13 protein-coding genes, 1 other RNA gene and 1 other annotated feature are annotated in these 15,024 nt (G+C 43.2%); of the genes, 12 read left to right on the top strand and 2 right to left on the bottom strand.

The annotated features are described in order from the left end of the window. Positions 1 to 253: 253 nt before the first annotated feature. Positions 254 to 2,443, top strand: a complete 2,190-nt coding sequence (locus tag BAA9072_RS05220; RefSeq protein ID WP_201713601.1) for a RelA/SpoT family protein — start codon at positions 254 to 256, stop codon at positions 2,441 to 2,443. Between the two features lie 13 nt (positions 2,444 to 2,456). Then, positions 2,457 to 2,900 carry a D-aminoacyl-tRNA deacylase gene (gene dtd, locus BAA9072_RS05215; RefSeq protein WP_201713600.1) on the top strand — a complete coding sequence of 148 codons (444 nt, stop codon included), beginning with the start codon at positions 2,457 to 2,459 and terminating at the stop codon, positions 2,898 to 2,900. A gap of 56 nt (positions 2,901 to 2,956) precedes the next feature. Here dtd and BAA9072_RS05210 read toward each other — a convergent pair whose 3' ends face one another. Then, positions 2,957 to 4,729, bottom strand: coding sequence for an SH3 domain-containing protein (locus tag BAA9072_RS05210; RefSeq protein ID WP_201713599.1), 1,773 nt, complete (start codon positions 4,727 to 4,729; stop codon positions 2,957 to 2,959). A gap of 188 nt (positions 4,730 to 4,917) precedes the next feature. On the opposite strand from BAA9072_RS05210, the gene BAA9072_RS05205 reads away from it, so the two are divergent. The 10 genes from BAA9072_RS05205 (at position 4,918) to BAA9072_RS05160 (ending at position 13,692) form a co-directional block, all read left to right on the top strand. Then, positions 4,918 to 5,094 carry an RNA polymerase subunit sigma-70 gene (locus BAA9072_RS05205; protein WP_201713598.1) on the top strand — a complete coding sequence of 59 codons (177 nt, stop codon included), beginning with the start codon at positions 4,918 to 4,920 and terminating at the stop codon, positions 5,092 to 5,094. Between the two features lie 70 nt (positions 5,095 to 5,164). Further along, positions 5,165 to 5,395: a binding site (T-box leader), on the top strand. 75 nt (positions 5,396 to 5,470) lie between these two features. After that, entirely contained in the window at positions 5,471 to 6,745 is a 1,275-nt protein-coding gene (gene hisS / locus BAA9072_RS05200) for a histidine--tRNA ligase (RefSeq protein ID WP_201713597.1), read from the top strand. Between the two features lie 31 nt (positions 6,746 to 6,776). Then, positions 6,777 to 8,543 carry an aspartate--tRNA ligase gene (gene aspS / locus BAA9072_RS05195; RefSeq protein ID WP_201713717.1) on the top strand — a complete coding sequence of 589 codons (1,767 nt, stop codon included), beginning with the start codon at positions 6,777 to 6,779 and terminating at the stop codon, positions 8,541 to 8,543. A 70-nt stretch (positions 8,544 to 8,613) separates the two neighbouring features. Beyond that, positions 8,614 to 8,802, top strand: a non-coding RNA gene (gene ssrS / locus BAA9072_RS05190) — 6S RNA. 200 nt (positions 8,803 to 9,002) lie between these two features. Further along, positions 9,003 to 9,767 (top strand): tRNA threonylcarbamoyladenosine dehydratase, encoded by a 765-nt coding sequence (locus tag BAA9072_RS05185; protein ID WP_201713596.1) that lies wholly within the window; start codon positions 9,003 to 9,005, stop codon positions 9,765 to 9,767. A gap of 186 nt (positions 9,768 to 9,953) precedes the next feature. Then, entirely contained in the window at positions 9,954 to 10,733 is a 780-nt protein-coding gene (locus BAA9072_RS05180; RefSeq protein ID WP_201713595.1) for a hypothetical protein, read from the top strand. A 2-nt stretch (positions 10,734 to 10,735) separates the two neighbouring features. Further along, entirely contained in the window at positions 10,736 to 11,110 is a 375-nt protein-coding gene (locus tag BAA9072_RS05175; RefSeq protein ID WP_201713594.1) for a GntR family transcriptional regulator, read from the top strand. 2 nt (positions 11,111 to 11,112) lie between these two features. After that, a complete protein-coding gene (locus BAA9072_RS05170; protein WP_201713593.1) occupies positions 11,113 to 11,823 on the top strand; it encodes an ABC transporter ATP-binding protein in 711 nt (236 codons plus the stop codon). Beyond that, on the top strand, positions 11,823 to 12,749 hold the full coding sequence (locus BAA9072_RS05165; protein WP_201713716.1) for an ABC transporter ATP-binding protein: 927 nt from the start codon (positions 11,823 to 11,825) through the stop codon (positions 12,747 to 12,749). Before BAA9072_RS05170 ends, BAA9072_RS05165 begins: the two co-directional genes overlap by 1 nt. Beyond that, complete coding sequence (locus BAA9072_RS05160; RefSeq protein ID WP_201713592.1) at positions 12,742 to 13,692, top strand: ABC transporter permease; 951 nt, start codon at positions 12,742 to 12,744, stop codon at positions 13,690 to 13,692. The genes BAA9072_RS05165 and BAA9072_RS05160 overlap by 8 nt, the downstream gene beginning before the upstream one ends. A 168-nt stretch (positions 13,693 to 13,860) precedes the next feature. On the opposite strand, the gene BAA9072_RS05155 is transcribed toward BAA9072_RS05160, so the two are convergent. Beyond that, a complete protein-coding gene (locus BAA9072_RS05155; RefSeq protein WP_201713591.1) occupies positions 13,861 to 14,580 on the bottom strand; it encodes a protein-glutamine gamma-glutamyltransferase in 720 nt (239 codons plus the stop codon). Positions 14,581 to 15,024: the final 444 nt, after the last annotated feature.

Here is a 15,024-nt window from a genome sequence, read left to right as displayed (position 1 = left end):
GACGCTCGGCCTTAGGCTAGAACTGTTCCCCCCTCAACTCTGGTTTACAGGGTAGAGTGTACCGGGGGGTAATCAGCAATCTTTACGAAAAGAGTTCTTTGATTTATTAATCGACATTAATCGACAAATTCAGATGAATTCTGAGAATTTTTCGCTAAACACTTTACAGAACCTCTTTTTTTTTTGATAATAGTAACAATCATTAAAATCGAACAATCGTGAACTATATTAAAATACAAAGGTGATTTTGATCATGGCTAAAGATCAAGTACTAACCCCGGAACAGGTTATTGATAAAACAAGAGCATATCTAAACGATGAGCATGTAGAAATGGTCCAGAAGGCATATGAGTATGCAAGGGATGCCCATAGTGAGCAATACCGTAAGTCTGGTGAGCCCTACATTATTCATCCCATCCAGGTGGCAGGGATATTGGCGGATTTAGAAATGGATCCGGCAACCGTTGCTGCAGGGTTTCTTCATGATGTAGTGGAGGATACGGGTATTTCCCTTGGTGAAATTGAAGAAGCGTTTAATGCTGAAGTGGCTATGCTCGTTGACGGGGTGACAAAGCTTGGAAAGATTAAATACAAGTCCCATGAAGAGCAGCAGGCTGAAAATCACCGGAAAATGTTTGTGGCAATGGCTCAGGATATCCGAGTCATCCTGATTAAACTGGCAGACCGCCTACATAATATGAGAACCTTGAAACATTTACCACAGGAGAAACAGCGGAGAATTGCGAATGAAACACTTGAAATCTTCGCTCCTTTGGCGCACCGTTTAGGGATCTCAAAAATCAAGTGGGAACTGGAGGATACGTCACTCAGGTATTTAAATCCTCAACAGTATTATCGTATCGTCAATTTGATGAAGAAGAAGCGTGCGGAACGAGAAGAATATTTAGATGAAGTCGTTAATGAGGTTAAAGACAAGTTAGGCGATGTGAAAATTGTAGCAGAAATCTCTGGACGTCCAAAGCATATTTACAGTATCTACCGTAAAATGGCTCTTCAAAATAAGCAATTCAATGAAATTTATGACTTGCTCGCTGTTCGTGTGGTAGTAGACAGCATCAAGGATTGTTATGCAGTATTGGGAATCGTCCATACGTGCTGGAAGCCCATGCCCGGCAGGTTCAAGGATTACATCGCCATGCCGAAACCGAATATGTATCAGTCCCTTCATACGACAGTCATCGGTCCTAAAGGTGATCCTCTGGAAGTACAGATCAGAACCCTTGAGATGCACCAGATCGCTGAGTACGGTGTAGCGGCCCACTGGGCGTATAAAGAAGGAAAAGAAGCCAATGAACCTGTTTCATTCGAGAAGAAGCTGTCCTGGTTCAGAGAGATATTAGAGTTTCAGAATGAGTCTGCCAATGCAGAAGAATTCATGGAATCTCTTAAAATTGATCTGTTTTCCGATATGGTTTTTGTTTTTACGCCTAAAGGGGACGTGTTGGAATTGCCATCAGGTTCTGTCCCCATTGATTTTTCTTACCGGATTCATTCTGAGATCGGTAACAAAACGATCGGTGCCAAGGTCAATGGGAAGATGGTCACCCTTGATTACAAGCTGAAAACCGGGGATATCATCGAGATTCTCACGTCTAAACATTCGTATGGACCGAGCCAGGATTGGCTGAAGCTTGCCCAGACCTCCCAGGCGAAGAACAAAATCAAACAGTTCTTCAAGAAACAGCGCAGGGAAGAAAATATTGAAAAAGGCCGGGAATTGGTAGAAAAAGAAATCAAGAATCAGGATTTCGATGTGAAGGAAATCCTGAATCCTGAAAATATAAAGCGTGTATCAGAGAAATTTAATTTCTCCAACGAGGAGGATATGTATGCAGCTGTTGGATATAACGGCATTACAGCAGCTCAAATTGCCAACCGTTTAACGGAAAAACACCGAAAAAAGCGTGAACAGGAAGACAACCTGGAAGAAACAATGAAGGAACTGAATGCTCAACCTGTCAAACGTAAAAAGGATGCAGGTGTACAGGTGGAAGGCATCGATAACCTCCTTATCCGCCTTTCCCGCTGTTGCAGCCCGGTTCCAGGGGATGAAATCGTCGGCTTTATTACGAAAGGGCGTGGTGTTTCTGTGCATCGTGCTGATTGTACAAACGTCATGGCAGACGAAGTGGAGCAGAGACTCATTCCTGTATCGTGGGAAAGTGATGGGAATGACCGGAAAGAATACAATGTCGATATTGAAATATCCGGTTATGATCGCAGAGGTCTTTTGAATGAAGTACTACAGGCAGTGAATGAAACGAAGACAAATATATCAGCTGTAAGTGGAAAATCGGACAGGAACAAAGTGGCCACCATCAATATGTCGATATCGATTCAAAACATTTCCCATTTACACAAAGTGGTTGAGAGAATTAAACAGATTTCAGATATATATGCGGTAAGAAGAATCATGAACTAAAGGAGATTTCTTTATGAAAGTTGTACTGCAAAGAAGTAAAGAAGCCTCCGTCACTGTTGATGGAGAAGTTAAGGGAGAAATCCGCTCAGGTGCTGTACTGCTTGTGGGGATCACCCATGAAGATACAAAAGAAGAAGCACGTTATGTGGCTGACAAGATTGTCCATTTGCGTATTTTTGAAGATGAAGAGGGGAAAATGAATCATTCCTTGCTGGATGTAGGGGGAGAGATTCTCTCCATTTCCCAATTCACCCTGTATGGCGACGTGCGTAAAGGAAGAAGGCCGAATTTCATGAATGCAGCCAAGCCCGAACATGCATTATCCATCTATGACTACTTTAATGCTGTACTCAAAGATAAAGGGATCAAGGTGGAAACAGGCGTATTCGGTGCCATGATGGATGTGAATTTGACGAATGATGGTCCTGTTACAATCGTGATCGAGAGTAAAACCTAATAAAAGGCTGATCCCCTTAGTCCGGGATCAGCCTTTTTGTTTGCATGCATCGTTCATCACTCTGAAAAATAATCACCTAACCCATGGTAGATCGCTGTCGCAGCCAGATCTTGAAAATACTGAGTATTTACGTTGGCTTCTTCTGTTGGGTTACTGAGGAACCCTAATTCCAAAAGGACAGCGGGCCGATTGTTTTCCCTAATGACGTGGTAATCACCGATTCGGACTCCGCGATCGACGGTAGGCAATCGATCCGAAAGGCTTCTATGTATATCTTCTGCCAGTGCCTTCTGCTGGTTTTGATAGTAGTAGGTCGTATGCCCGGTGATGGAAGAATCCAAAATGCTGTCAAAATGAATACTGATGAAGGCATCAGCCTGATAATAATGTGATAATGATACCCTTGATGGTAACGCTAAATACTCATCGGTTTTTCTGGTTAAAATGACCTTCGCCCCTGCACTTTTTAACTTCTCAGCGAGGAGTTCCCCTGTTTTCATGGTAAGCAGCTTTTCCAGTGTGCCACTCGCCCCTGTGGTACCACTGTCTCTCCCTCCATGTCCGGGATCGATGACGATCACTTTATCTTGTAGACCTCCGCTTCTTTTGCGTGGTGTGGTATTTTCACCTTCAGCAGAGCGGATTGAAACGACCCAGCCTGCAACATATCCTGCACTGCCGTCAGCTAACTCTATTTCATACCAGTCCCCTTCCTTATTTTTGACGGGGAAGGACTCTCCACTTGCGGCCCGTTTGATGACGCTTGCCTGAGTATTTGCTTCGCTTCGGATGTTTGTTCCATTGTATAAAACCGTAATGTTTTCATTTGAACTATTACTCTCATGGGCAGCGGCAGTCACCGTTTTTTGGACATACCACCCGGCGATCCAACCTTTACTCCCACTGGAGAGCTTGATTTGGTACCAGTTGTTTTTCTCATTCAACAGGGTGTATTTTTCGCCCTTCGATACTTTACCGACGATGCGGCCGTTCAGAGAGGTTTCATCTCGGACATTCAGGCCGTGAACCGTAATAATTCCAACCATTTCCTCAGGAGAAGATGTTTCCTCCTCTTCCTCCGTACTGGACTCATCCCCATCCGTAGAGAATTCTAAGTACGATTCACTGACCCATGCTTGAACACCACCGAATCGAATCTCGTACCATCCAGAAACACTCCCAGTGACCTCTACAACATCACCCTTATTCAATACGCCAAGAACAGTACTTTGTAGAGAGGGGGACGTCCGGACATTCAAGGTATTATCCGTGATGATTCCTTGTTTGCTCTCACTTTTTTTTGCCGGAGTGGTCTCTGTTCCCGATATGTATTCACGGTGGACCCATCCCCGGGTGCTTTCTGATTCAACCAAAAGCCAATCCCCGTCTTCATCAGTCACGGTTACAGAATCCCCATTTTGTAAAACGGTCAAAACCCCGTCGGATGTGCTGGGACCTTTTCTGACCCGCAGTCCATTTGTGTTCACCTTACCTTCTCGGGCTGGAGAGTCTCCTGATACGGAAGATTCCACTGAGACGAGCCAATCCGCCACCCAGCCTTCGCCGCTATTCGTCTCAACTTTATACCAATCCTTTTGTGTGTCTACTATCTTGTACTCTTCGCCTTTATGTACCTTCGAGAGAACCGGGAAGCTCAATCCCGGTCCTGTCCGGACGTTCAGGGTCGAAACACTGATCGTGACCTTTCCGGATTCCGCATGGACATTATTCATGCCGGGCTGAAACGGGAACATCATGAGTACAATCAAAATTGATGCTATAACTTTCTTAATCTTCGTCACCTCCAGTTTAATATTACAAACACCCATAGTAATATCGGATCTTCTTCCTCAAGTGTTGAACACCATGAACGATAAATTTCTTGGAAGTCATTTAGTGTTAAAAAAATCCCTATGGTTTTTAATACGAGATAAAAAATAAAATTCCTCTAAAACGAAATAAAAATAGGTAATTGGAAATGATAAAGATATGAATGTTTTTGAAAGGATGATTGGATTTGAGGTCGAGTGAAAAAGGGTTTATGAACGCAAATGGTGATAACCAGTTGTTTGGAGTTGACTTTCATCATTTTTTAGAACGTGAAAAAGATGCATTGAATGTGGAACTCGCTTCCGAATTCGGATTGTCGCTACGTGAAGTGAAGTTGTTAAAAAAGAAACTGGAAAGATCCTGACGAAAATTTATTTAATCTCTTGACATGGACTTGCGGCATCCGTATCATTATAGAAATAAAATAACATTTACAAAAACCGTTGATCGAGCATAGTAGCTAAACCCCCCATGTAAAGAGAGGAAATGCCTTGGCTGAGAGCATTTCTACAATGTGACTTAGTGAATGAACACTCAGGAGGTTTCTCTCTGAAAACATTTCGTTAGTAGGAGATGAACGTACCAGGCGTTAACTGGCTAAGTGGAGGTCTTTAAAAGACTTCAATTAGGGTGGCACCACGGGAATAACAGCTCTCGTCCCTTGTATGATATACAAGGGATTGAGGGCTTTTTTTATTTACATAAAAGATCAACGTGCACGATTAAAGGAGGAAATCAACTTGTCCATTCAGATTCCAAGAGGTACGCAGGACATCCTGCCTGGTGATGTGGAAAAGTGGCAGTATGTAGAGGAAGCGGCAAAGACCCTTTGTCACAATTATCAGTATAAAGAAATCCGCACTCCTGTTTTTGAAGCGAGTGAATTGTTCACGCGTGGAGTAGGAGATACGACGGATATCGTACAAAAAGAAATGTATATGTTTGAAGACCGTGGAGGCAGAAGCCTTGCTCTTCGCCCGGAAGGAACCGCTTCTGTCGTCCGTTCCTTTGTCGGGAATAAAATGTTCGGTCACCCGAATCAGCCGACGAAGTTGTTCTACTCAGGTCCGATGTTCCGTTATGAGCGGCCACAAGCCGGCAGGTACCGTCAATTTGTCCAATTTGGAGTCGAGGCTTTGGGGAGTGAAGATCCTGCAATCGATGCAGAAGTGATTTCCCTCGCAATGGGAATTTACAAGAAATTAGGACTGACTCAATTAAAGCTTGTCATTAATAGTCTTGGTGATGCCGGAAGCAGAAATGCACACAGAGAGGCATTGATCAATCACTTCAAGCCGAGAATTGAGGAATTCTGTGGTGATTGTCAAAATCGTTTAGAAAAGAATCCATTACGTATTCTTGATTGCAAGAAAGACCGCGACCATGAATTGATGACTACAGCACCATCGATTCTTGACTACTTAAATCATGAATCGAAGCAGTATTTTGAAAAAGTACAAACTCATCTTTCGGACATGGATGTGGAATTCATGGTTGATCCCACATTGGTACGGGGGCTTGATTATTATAACCACACTGCCTTCGAAATCATGAGCGATGCAGAAGGCTTTGGCGCCATTACGACTCTCTGCGGAGGGGGACGTTACAACGGCCTGGTTGAAATGATCGGTGGTCCTGAAACCCCGGGAATCGGCTTTGCCTTTAGTATTGAAAGATTGCTTGCTGCATTAGAAGCAGAAAAAGTCGAGCTACCGATCGAACAGGGAGTGGAGTGCTTTATCGTATCATTAGGGGAAGATGCGAAAGATTATGCTGTAAAACTTCTTCATGATTTAAGAGGGGCAGGTATTTCTTCAGAGAAAGATTATCTGAATCGGAAAGTGAAAGGTCAATTCAAAGCGGCTGACCGTTATGAAGCGAAATATGTAGCGGTTATCGGTGATGACGAATTACAAGAAAATAAAATCAATCTGAAAGATATGTCTACAGGTGAACAGGAAGAAGTGATTCTGGATCACTTTGTTGAAAATCTAAAAAGTAAGCTTGTTAAATAGAACGCGTTGATTTGATAAGGAGGAGAACATGATGACAAAAAGAACAGCATATTGTGGAGACATAACAGAATCGTATATCGGAGAGAAAATCACGATCAAAGGCTGGGTGCAAAAGAGAAGGGATCTGGGAGGCTTGATTTTCATCGACCTTCGTGACAGAGAGGGAATTGTCCAGGTCGTGTTTAATCCGGATTTATCAGGAGAAGCTCTTTCCCTTGCAGAGAAAATACGTAATGAATATGTCCTTAGCGTAACAGGTACGGTCGTGGCAAGGGGAGAAGGAACGGTAAACCCGAATCTTAAGACGGGAAAAGTGGAAATCCACGCAGAAGAGGTTCAAATCATCAATGAAGCCAAAACACCCCCATTTATGATTGACGATCAGATGGAAGTGTCAGAAGATGTCCGCTTGAAATATCGTTATGTAGACCTTCGTCGTCCCGCGATGATGGAAACCTTCAAAATGCGTCATAATGTAACGACATCATTTCGTAATTTCTTGAACGATAACGGTTTCCTGGATGTAGAAACACCGATATTAACGAAGAGTACGCCAGAAGGGGCACGGGATTACCTTGTACCGAGCCGTGTTCATAAAGGTGAATTTTATGCACTTCCCCAGTCGCCACAGATCTTCAAGCAGCTCCTGATGGTATCCGGATTCGACCGTTATTATCAAATTGCGCGTTGCTTCCGTGATGAAGACCTTCGTGCAGACCGACAACCGGAATTTACACAGATCGACATGGAAATGAGCTTCATGGATAAAGAACAGATCATCGCACTTGTTGAAGATATGATGAAAAAGCTGATGAATGATGTGAAAGAAGTGAATGTTTCATTACCTATCCCAAGAATGACATATGATGATGCCATGAGCCGTTTTGGTTCTGACAAACCGGACACCCGCTTTGGTATGGAGCTTACCGATGTTTCAGAAATCGTGAAGGATTCAGGCTTCAAAGTATTCGCAGGTGCTGTCGGAAACGGAGGACAAGTGAAGTTGATCAATGTTAAAGGCGGGGCATCCCAGTATTCCCGTAAAGACATTGATGGACTGACGGAGTATGTTTCCCGTTATGGAGCAAAAGGGCTGGCCTGGTTGAAGGTAGAGGAGGAGGGCTTAAAAGGACCGATCTCCAAGTTTGTGACTGAAGAAGATGCTTCCGGAATTTCTACTTCAGCCAATGCAGAAGCAGGAGATTTGTTATTATTTGTAGCGGATAAGAAATCAGTCGTGGCAGATGCCCTTGGTGCCCTCCGTTTGAAATTAGGAAAAGACTTGAAGTTGATTGATGAATCTAAATTTAACTTCCTATGGGTGACAGACTGGCCGCTTCTTGAGTTTGACGAAGGGGAGAACCGTTTCTATGCTGCCCATCATCCATTTACGATGCCAGTGAAGGGAGATCTCGAACTCTTTGAAACGGACCCGGCATCTGTTCGAGCCGAAGCATATGACCTTGTTTTGAACGGGTATGAACTTGGTGGAGGATCACTCCGGATTTACGAACGCGACATCCAGGAAAAAATGTTTCAGGTCCTTGGATTCTCGAAAGAAGAGGCGGAAGAACAATTCGGATTCCTATTAGAGGCATTTGAATACGGTACACCTCCACATGGCGGAATCGCCCTTGGTCTTGACCGCTTAGTGATGCTCCTTGCAGGTCGTACGAACCTTCGTGATACGATTGCCTTCCCAAAAACGGCTAGTGCAAGCTGCGTGCTGACAGACGCTCCTGGTGGGGTAAGTGAAGCTCAATTAAAAGAGCTATCGTTGTCGCTCGATGTAGAATAATGTAGTTAAATACCGGGTGTCATTCGTTGAAATCATCATGGTGATATGATATTATTTAAACAATCACAAACGAGTCCTGATGTGTGCGACGTTTTTACCTAACAGTTTTGACCGAACAATTCAAACTTTGGGAGCTTGATTTTCCCCTAGGCGTTCATGCCCCTTGCCGGGGACTAACAAATAGTGGAATAAAGCACCCACCTGCCGAGAGCGGGTTCAAAACGCAGGAAATGATAGCGACGGCACGATCGGGACTCGTCCAAACAAATATGATAATGAAGATTTTATAGAATGGAGAGTCAGGCTGATTAGCAGCCTGACTTTTTTGCTTGGACTAAATCTTCTCTTAATAGGGTAAACGAAAGAGAAGGACAACATTTCATATTGATTTTCGGTCCCCTATCCTTTATTCTAATTCAGTATAAACCTAGTTGAATACTTATAATGGAGTTGATTATTTTGCTACACCAGTTTTCACGAAATGAACTAGCGATCGGCAAAGAAGGTCTTCAAACCCTTAAAAATAGCACGGTGGCAGTATTGGGAATCGGAGGAGTTGGATCCTTTGCTGCTGAGGCATTAGCCAGATCAGGTGTTGGCCGTCTAGTATTAGTGGATAAAGATGATGTGGATATCACCAACGTGAATCGTCAAGTTCATGCATTGCTCTCTACAGTGGGTCAGCCAAAGGTTGATCTAATGAGGGATCGCATCAAGGATATTAATCCTGACTGTGAAGTCATTGCTCTTAAGATGTTTTACACGGAAGAAACGTACGAGGAATTCTTCGATCAGGGATTAGATTACGTCATTGATGCCTCTGATACGATTTCCTATAAAATTCATTTAATGAAGGAATGTCTGAAAAGGGAGATTCCATTGATCGCGAGCATGGGAGCCGCGAATAAAACTGATCCGACCCGCTTTAAAATTGCTGATATCAGCAAGACGCATACAGATCCAATTGCTAAGGTGATCCGAACCCGTCTCAAAAAAGAAGGCATTAAAAAAGGGGTGACGGTTGTCTTCTCTGATGAAAGTCCGATTGTCATCCGTGAAGAGATTCGGAAAGAAGTAGGGAAAGAGGATGCTAAGATCCGTAAAGCACAGCTTCCCCCGTCTTCCAATGCATTCGTTCCTTCAGTGGCAGGGCTGATTGCAGCGAGTCATGTCATGAATCAATTGTTAAAAGACATCGAAATAAAAAGGGTGAAAGATAAATAATGGCCCTCGAAAAGGACTGAATCCAAAGGTGGATTCAGTCCTTTTGTTGTTTCCCTTTTAAATGACACTTTGATTCCCTTTTGAGAAAATTTCCATTAATTAGGCAAAAAAAGGATTGACGATCATACGTGTTATGGTGTACTATCTAACTAGAACACTAAAACACGCGTACGGAGGAGTGTAACCATGAATGCATTTAAAGGTCTTCTCTGGAAAGACTTCAAAACCTCCAGCATTTGGTTTTATGGATGGATAGCCATTATTTTTCTGATCTTTATCATAGGATTGGTGATTGGCAATTATGTCAATGAGCCGAGCGTTTCTCAAATATTTTTAATTATGATTGGAGTATTCCACTTTGCCTTTCTTCCTGGAATCGTCTGTTCCATGCTACGGGTAGAAGGAAAAACACAGCTGTGGCTCCATAGTCCCCATAGCGGGTTTAAACTCCTGTTATCGAAAATCATCATAGCCTTTATTTACTCGACATTGTCATTACTTTTAGTGGATGGATTGGGGATTCTGACCATGGCCGTCTTTCAGGAGGATTCACTATTCTCGTATTGGCCGATCAAAGAAGGCTTTCTTATTAATCTGGGAGTAACGATTGTCGGCCTCTACTTCTCCGGATGGACGATATTCTTGTGGACACTCTACCATTCACTTTCAAAATATCCCTCACTTAAGAATATACGCTGGATATTTATAGCGGGGTTCATCATTGTCTATCAAAGTGTAGTTGCCTTTCTGATGAGCATTAAATGGATGGAGGAGTTTTTCTTCAAGAGCATGACCGTGAACGTAAGTACTGGTTTCTTTTTCTCTGTTGGAGCGAATGAGGCAAATGCCGGTTTTGATCCTGAGATGCTTCCACTTCCACTAATGCCATTCCTGTTTGAAGGAATGATCATGATCATTGTCTTTATTATTTCCTGTCGGCTATTAGATCGCAAGGTTGAGGTGTAATTATGACAGAAGAATATTCAGCCTCCAAGCCCATATACCTGCAAATTGCTGATCGCATTATCCGTGAAATAGTAAGAAAAGAGTTATTACCTGGTGAGAAACTGCCTTCTGTCAGAGAAATGGCTGTTCAATCCGGGGTGAATCCGAATACCATTCAACGAACGTACAGTGAATTAGAAAGGATGGACATTGTGGAGACGAGGAGAGGGCAGGGGACATTTGTGACGGATAGGGAAGAGATTCTGACGGTACTGAATGAAAAGGTACAGAGGGAAGTGATTGAGTCCTTTATCCGAAACATGAAAGATCTGGGTCTGACAAAAGATCAAATGATCCAGGGAATTGAGAAATACCTTGGTCAAAGAGGGGAGGAATAGAGATGGTTGTAAACTTTGATGGCGTGACAAAAAAGTACGGGAATGAAATTGCGTTAAACGATACCTCCTTTCAATTTGAAAAGGGGAAAATATATGGCCTCCTTGGTCCGAACGGCAGCGGGAAATCCACGACTTTGAAAATGATTGCAGGGCTTGTGCTGCCAAACACAGGGTCAGTTACCATGAACGGGAAGGTCGTTACGAGGAAAATCGCCAGTGAAGTCGCCTATTTGACGGAACTGGATATGTTTTATGAAGCCTTCACCGTTGAGGGGATGATTCGGTTTTACGCCTCTCAATTTCCTGATTTTGATACTGAGAGAGCGAATGAACTGGTGGAATTCATGGAGCTCGATAACGGAAAGAAAATCAAACACTTATCCAAAGGGAAACGGGGAAGACTGAAACTCGTTTTAGCACTGTCCCGTAACACTGAAGTGCTGCTTCTCGATGAACCATTCTCAGGGCTGGATCCAATGGTGAGGGATACGATTGTGAAAGGACTCCTCTCCTATATTGATTTCGGACATCAGACCGTAATCATTGCCACCCATGAGATCGACGAGATAGAAGCGATCCTGGATGAAGCATATATCATCTGGGATGGAGAGATAAAAAGCCATTGCCAAGTGGAGGAGCTGAGAGAAGTAGAAGGGTTATCCGTCCTGCAGTGGTTAAAGAAGACAACAAAATCAGAAGGGAAGTTGAAATGATGAAGACGGTTGTGCAACTACAAAGTGTTACCAAGGTCATCAAAGGCAAGACCATCATTGATAATTTAACGTTTGACGTATATGAGGGAGAGGTCTTCGGTTTCCTTGGACCAAATGGAGCAGGGAAAACGACGACAATCCGTATGATCGTAGGACTGATGAATATTTCAAAAGGAGACGTCCTCATCTCAGGAAAAAGCATCAAGAAAGACTTTGAAGGCGCGATTAAGGATGTTGGAGCAATCGTTGAAAATCCTGAGCTCTATAAGTTCATGTCAGGATATCAGAACTTAAAGCACTTCGCCCGTATGCAAAAAGGAATAACTGATGAACGAATGAAAGAAGTCATCGAACTGGTCGGTCTAACAGATCGCATCAATGATAAGGTGAAAACGTACTCTCTTGGGATGAGACAACGTCTGGGGCTTGCCCAATGTCTTCTTCATAAACCGAAGCTGCTCATTCTTGATGAGCCGACAAATGGTCTGGATCCAGCGGGAATCCGAGAAATCCGTGCTTATATCAGAAAGCTTGCCCAGGAAGAGGGAATGGCGGTCATCGTATCGAGCCACTTATTATCGGAAATGGAAATGATGTGTGACCGAATCGGAATCATCCAGTCCGGTAAGCTTGTCGATGTGCAACAAGTAAGGGACTTTGTAGAAGGGGCTGAACAGGTATATCATTTCGAAATCAATGATGTAGATAAAATCAAAGCCGTTCTGAACGCATTCGATTCAGGCATCAAGTATGAAGCTCAAGGGTCACAAGTTCAGGTGGCACTGACAAAAGAACAAGTACCGGATGTCATCCGTGCTCTGGTAGAAGCCGGTGTGCAAATTTACAGCGTCATGCCAATAGCCAAAACATTGGAAGACAGATTCCTGGAAATAACAAATGATAAAGGAGAGGTCGTGCATGCTTAGTCTTATTAGAAATGAATGGACCAAAATCTTCAAGCGGGTCGGAACGTATGTCATGCTTGGACTGTTGATTCTCATTATTGGGGTGACAGGTGCATTTACAAAGTATAGTGACATGAAAGCGAAAGAAATGGACAGCTGGAAACAGGAACTTTCAGCGCAGGTGGAATCAGATAAACAAATGTTAGCTGAAAGTCCCGATTTGAATAAGTTTATTAAAAATGACACGGAACGAAGAATCGCGATAAACGAGTATCGCATTGAAAACGATATCGAACCAAAAGTGAAAGAAACGGCTTGGACCTTTGTCGAAACGAACGCCAATATCGTTCTGGTTGTCGGGCTGTTTGCCATCATCGTAGCAGCGGGTATTGTCGCAAGTGAATTTAGCTGGGGAACCATTAAGCTATTGCTCATCCGTCCTATATCACGAACCAAAATCCTGCTTTCTAAATACTTTACTGTCATTTTATATGGCATGAGCATGCTGCTATTATTATTCGTCGTTTCCCTTCTTCTTGGACTTCTATTGTTCGGCGGAACAGATCAGTCCACACACCTGGCATTTGTTGATGGGAAGGTAGTCGAGCAGAATATCGTTGGATACCTGATCAAGACGTACTTATTACAAACCGTAAATATTGTGATGATGGCTACAATGGCCTTCATGATTTCAGCTGTGTTCAGAAGCAGCTCACTGGCGATCGGAATTTCCTTATTCCTTTTATTTGTTGGTGGGAATGCAACAAGTCTACTTGCCCTGAAATTCGATTGGGCGAAATATAGTCTGTTCGCCAACACTGACCTGACTCAATACACAGGTTTTTCTCCTCCACTGGTGGACGGGATGACCATGGGCTTCTCCATCACCATGCTCATTATTTATTTCGCCATTTTCCAAGTGCTTGCCTTCCTCGTATTCAACAAAAGAGATGTAGCGGCATAGAAAAGCGGAGGCGGCTCGCACTGGCCCGACAAGCATAACAGGAAAATCCCAAAAGGCGTACTTTGCCTTATGGGATTTATCCGTTATGACCTCGAGGGCCAAGCCGCCGTAGCTGGACAATAAAAAGCAAACAAAAAAGTGACGGACTTCATCATAGTCCGTCACTTTTTATGTGTATCGATACAAATCAGAAACTTTAAGGCGTGTGACCTGTTCTAGTAGATAAGCGGACTTCGTTGCCTCCTTTTTCCGAAGTGTATTCAGAGCTTCAATCATTTCGTCGTGCGTCATGAGGCCCACGCCATGACCGAAATACTGGTCTTCTTTTATAAAGACTGAGTTTTCCCCCATCCAGATCGGATCCTCGAAATCTGGATTATAGAAGTAATAGACATCCCCGGGGATGTAATCCAGGCCTTCGTATGTGACCATCGGGAGATCGTCATCATAGTTGTGACCCCACACAAGGAGTGGCGTGTATCGTTCGTTGAAATAAGAGGTTTTGATCGTATCAAGGATGGATTTATAGTAAATCAGAACAATACTTGTGACACATTCGAAACTGTAAGCAGAGCTGTTGGTGAATATATCATCAATGGCGTCTGAAGGAAGCTTGGATTCCTTGAGCTGATAGCCGTAGGGGGTCTTGGTCCAATAAATCGGGTTGAACTTTGAGTGTTCAAACGCAGAAAAAGTGGCATCACTTTCATTCATACTTTTTGCATTCGCAATGATTCTTTCCCTTAGTTTCAACTCATATTTGAGCTCTGTAAGGTTGCGATAGCGATAATCTGTAGGGCTTTCCTTAAGGGAAGTAAAGATGTTTTCCTCAACAGGTGACAGGTTTGGTAAATCCTTAGGGGTTGATTCATTCTCGATGATGATCAATCCAGACACCTCCAGGCCTTTTTACTACTGTATGTTTTGGGGTGGGAATGTGGCATTATTACAGTAAAAAAGAATAACAGGAGATGCTGAATGGAGTGTAAACCCGTTAGCTTGGAAGGAATGTTTGTTTACAGGGGAATGGCAGATTTGGAACGAGGTAAAGAAAATTCGACAATAAGGCATGATTATTTTGAATAAGGCATGAAAAGGTACAATCTCGCATGAAAATTCAATATCTCGCACGATTATCTAATAACCTGCATGATTCCATTTAATTCCCGCTTGATTTCAGTATGAGGTTGTATTCATGAATCGATACAGCCTCTTCTTCGTACTAAAATCCACGCATATGCTCACAAACAGTCAATCCAAAGCTGTTTACGAGTAAAAACATGACCAAAAAACGAGTGAAAGGCTGTTTAAGGAACAATCCATCTGCTTGCC

It is taken from the genome of Rossellomorea arthrocnemi (assembly GCF_904424705.1).
GTDB lineage: Bacteria > Bacillota > Bacilli > Bacillales > Bacillaceae_B > Rossellomorea > Rossellomorea arthrocnemi.
This window is presented reverse-complemented; position numbering and strand designations above follow the sequence as displayed.

What these genes read in the sequence shown, in the direction of transcription:
- BAA9072_RS05165 (WP_201713716.1), top strand. Translation starts at nt 11,823, where the DNA reads ATGAAGACGGTTGTGCAACTACAAAGTGTTACCAAGGTCATCAAAGGC.
- aspS (WP_201713717.1), top strand. Translation starts at nt 6,777, where the DNA reads ATGACAAAAAGAACAGCATATTGTGGAGACATAACAGAATCGTATATC.
- BAA9072_RS05180 (WP_201713595.1), top strand. Translation starts at nt 9,954, where the DNA reads ATGAATGCATTTAAAGGTCTTCTCTGGAAAGACTTCAAAACCTCCAGC.
- BAA9072_RS05160 (WP_201713592.1), top strand. Translation starts at nt 12,742, where the DNA reads ATGCTTAGTCTTATTAGAAATGAATGGACCAAAATCTTCAAGCGGGTC.
- BAA9072_RS05175 (WP_201713594.1), top strand. Translation starts at nt 10,736, where the DNA reads ATGACAGAAGAATATTCAGCCTCCAAGCCCATATACCTGCAAATTGCT.
- dtd (WP_201713600.1), top strand. Translation starts at nt 2,457, where the DNA reads ATGAAAGTTGTACTGCAAAGAAGTAAAGAAGCCTCCGTCACTGTTGAT.
- BAA9072_RS05210 (WP_201713599.1), bottom strand. Translation starts at nt 4,729, where the DNA reads ATGGGTGTTTGTAATATTAAACTGGAGGTGACGAAGATTAAGAAAGTT.
- BAA9072_RS05220 (WP_201713601.1), top strand. Translation starts at nt 254, where the DNA reads ATGGCTAAAGATCAAGTACTAACCCCGGAACAGGTTATTGATAAAACA.
- BAA9072_RS05170 (WP_201713593.1), top strand. Translation starts at nt 11,113, where the DNA reads ATGGTTGTAAACTTTGATGGCGTGACAAAAAAGTACGGGAATGAAATT.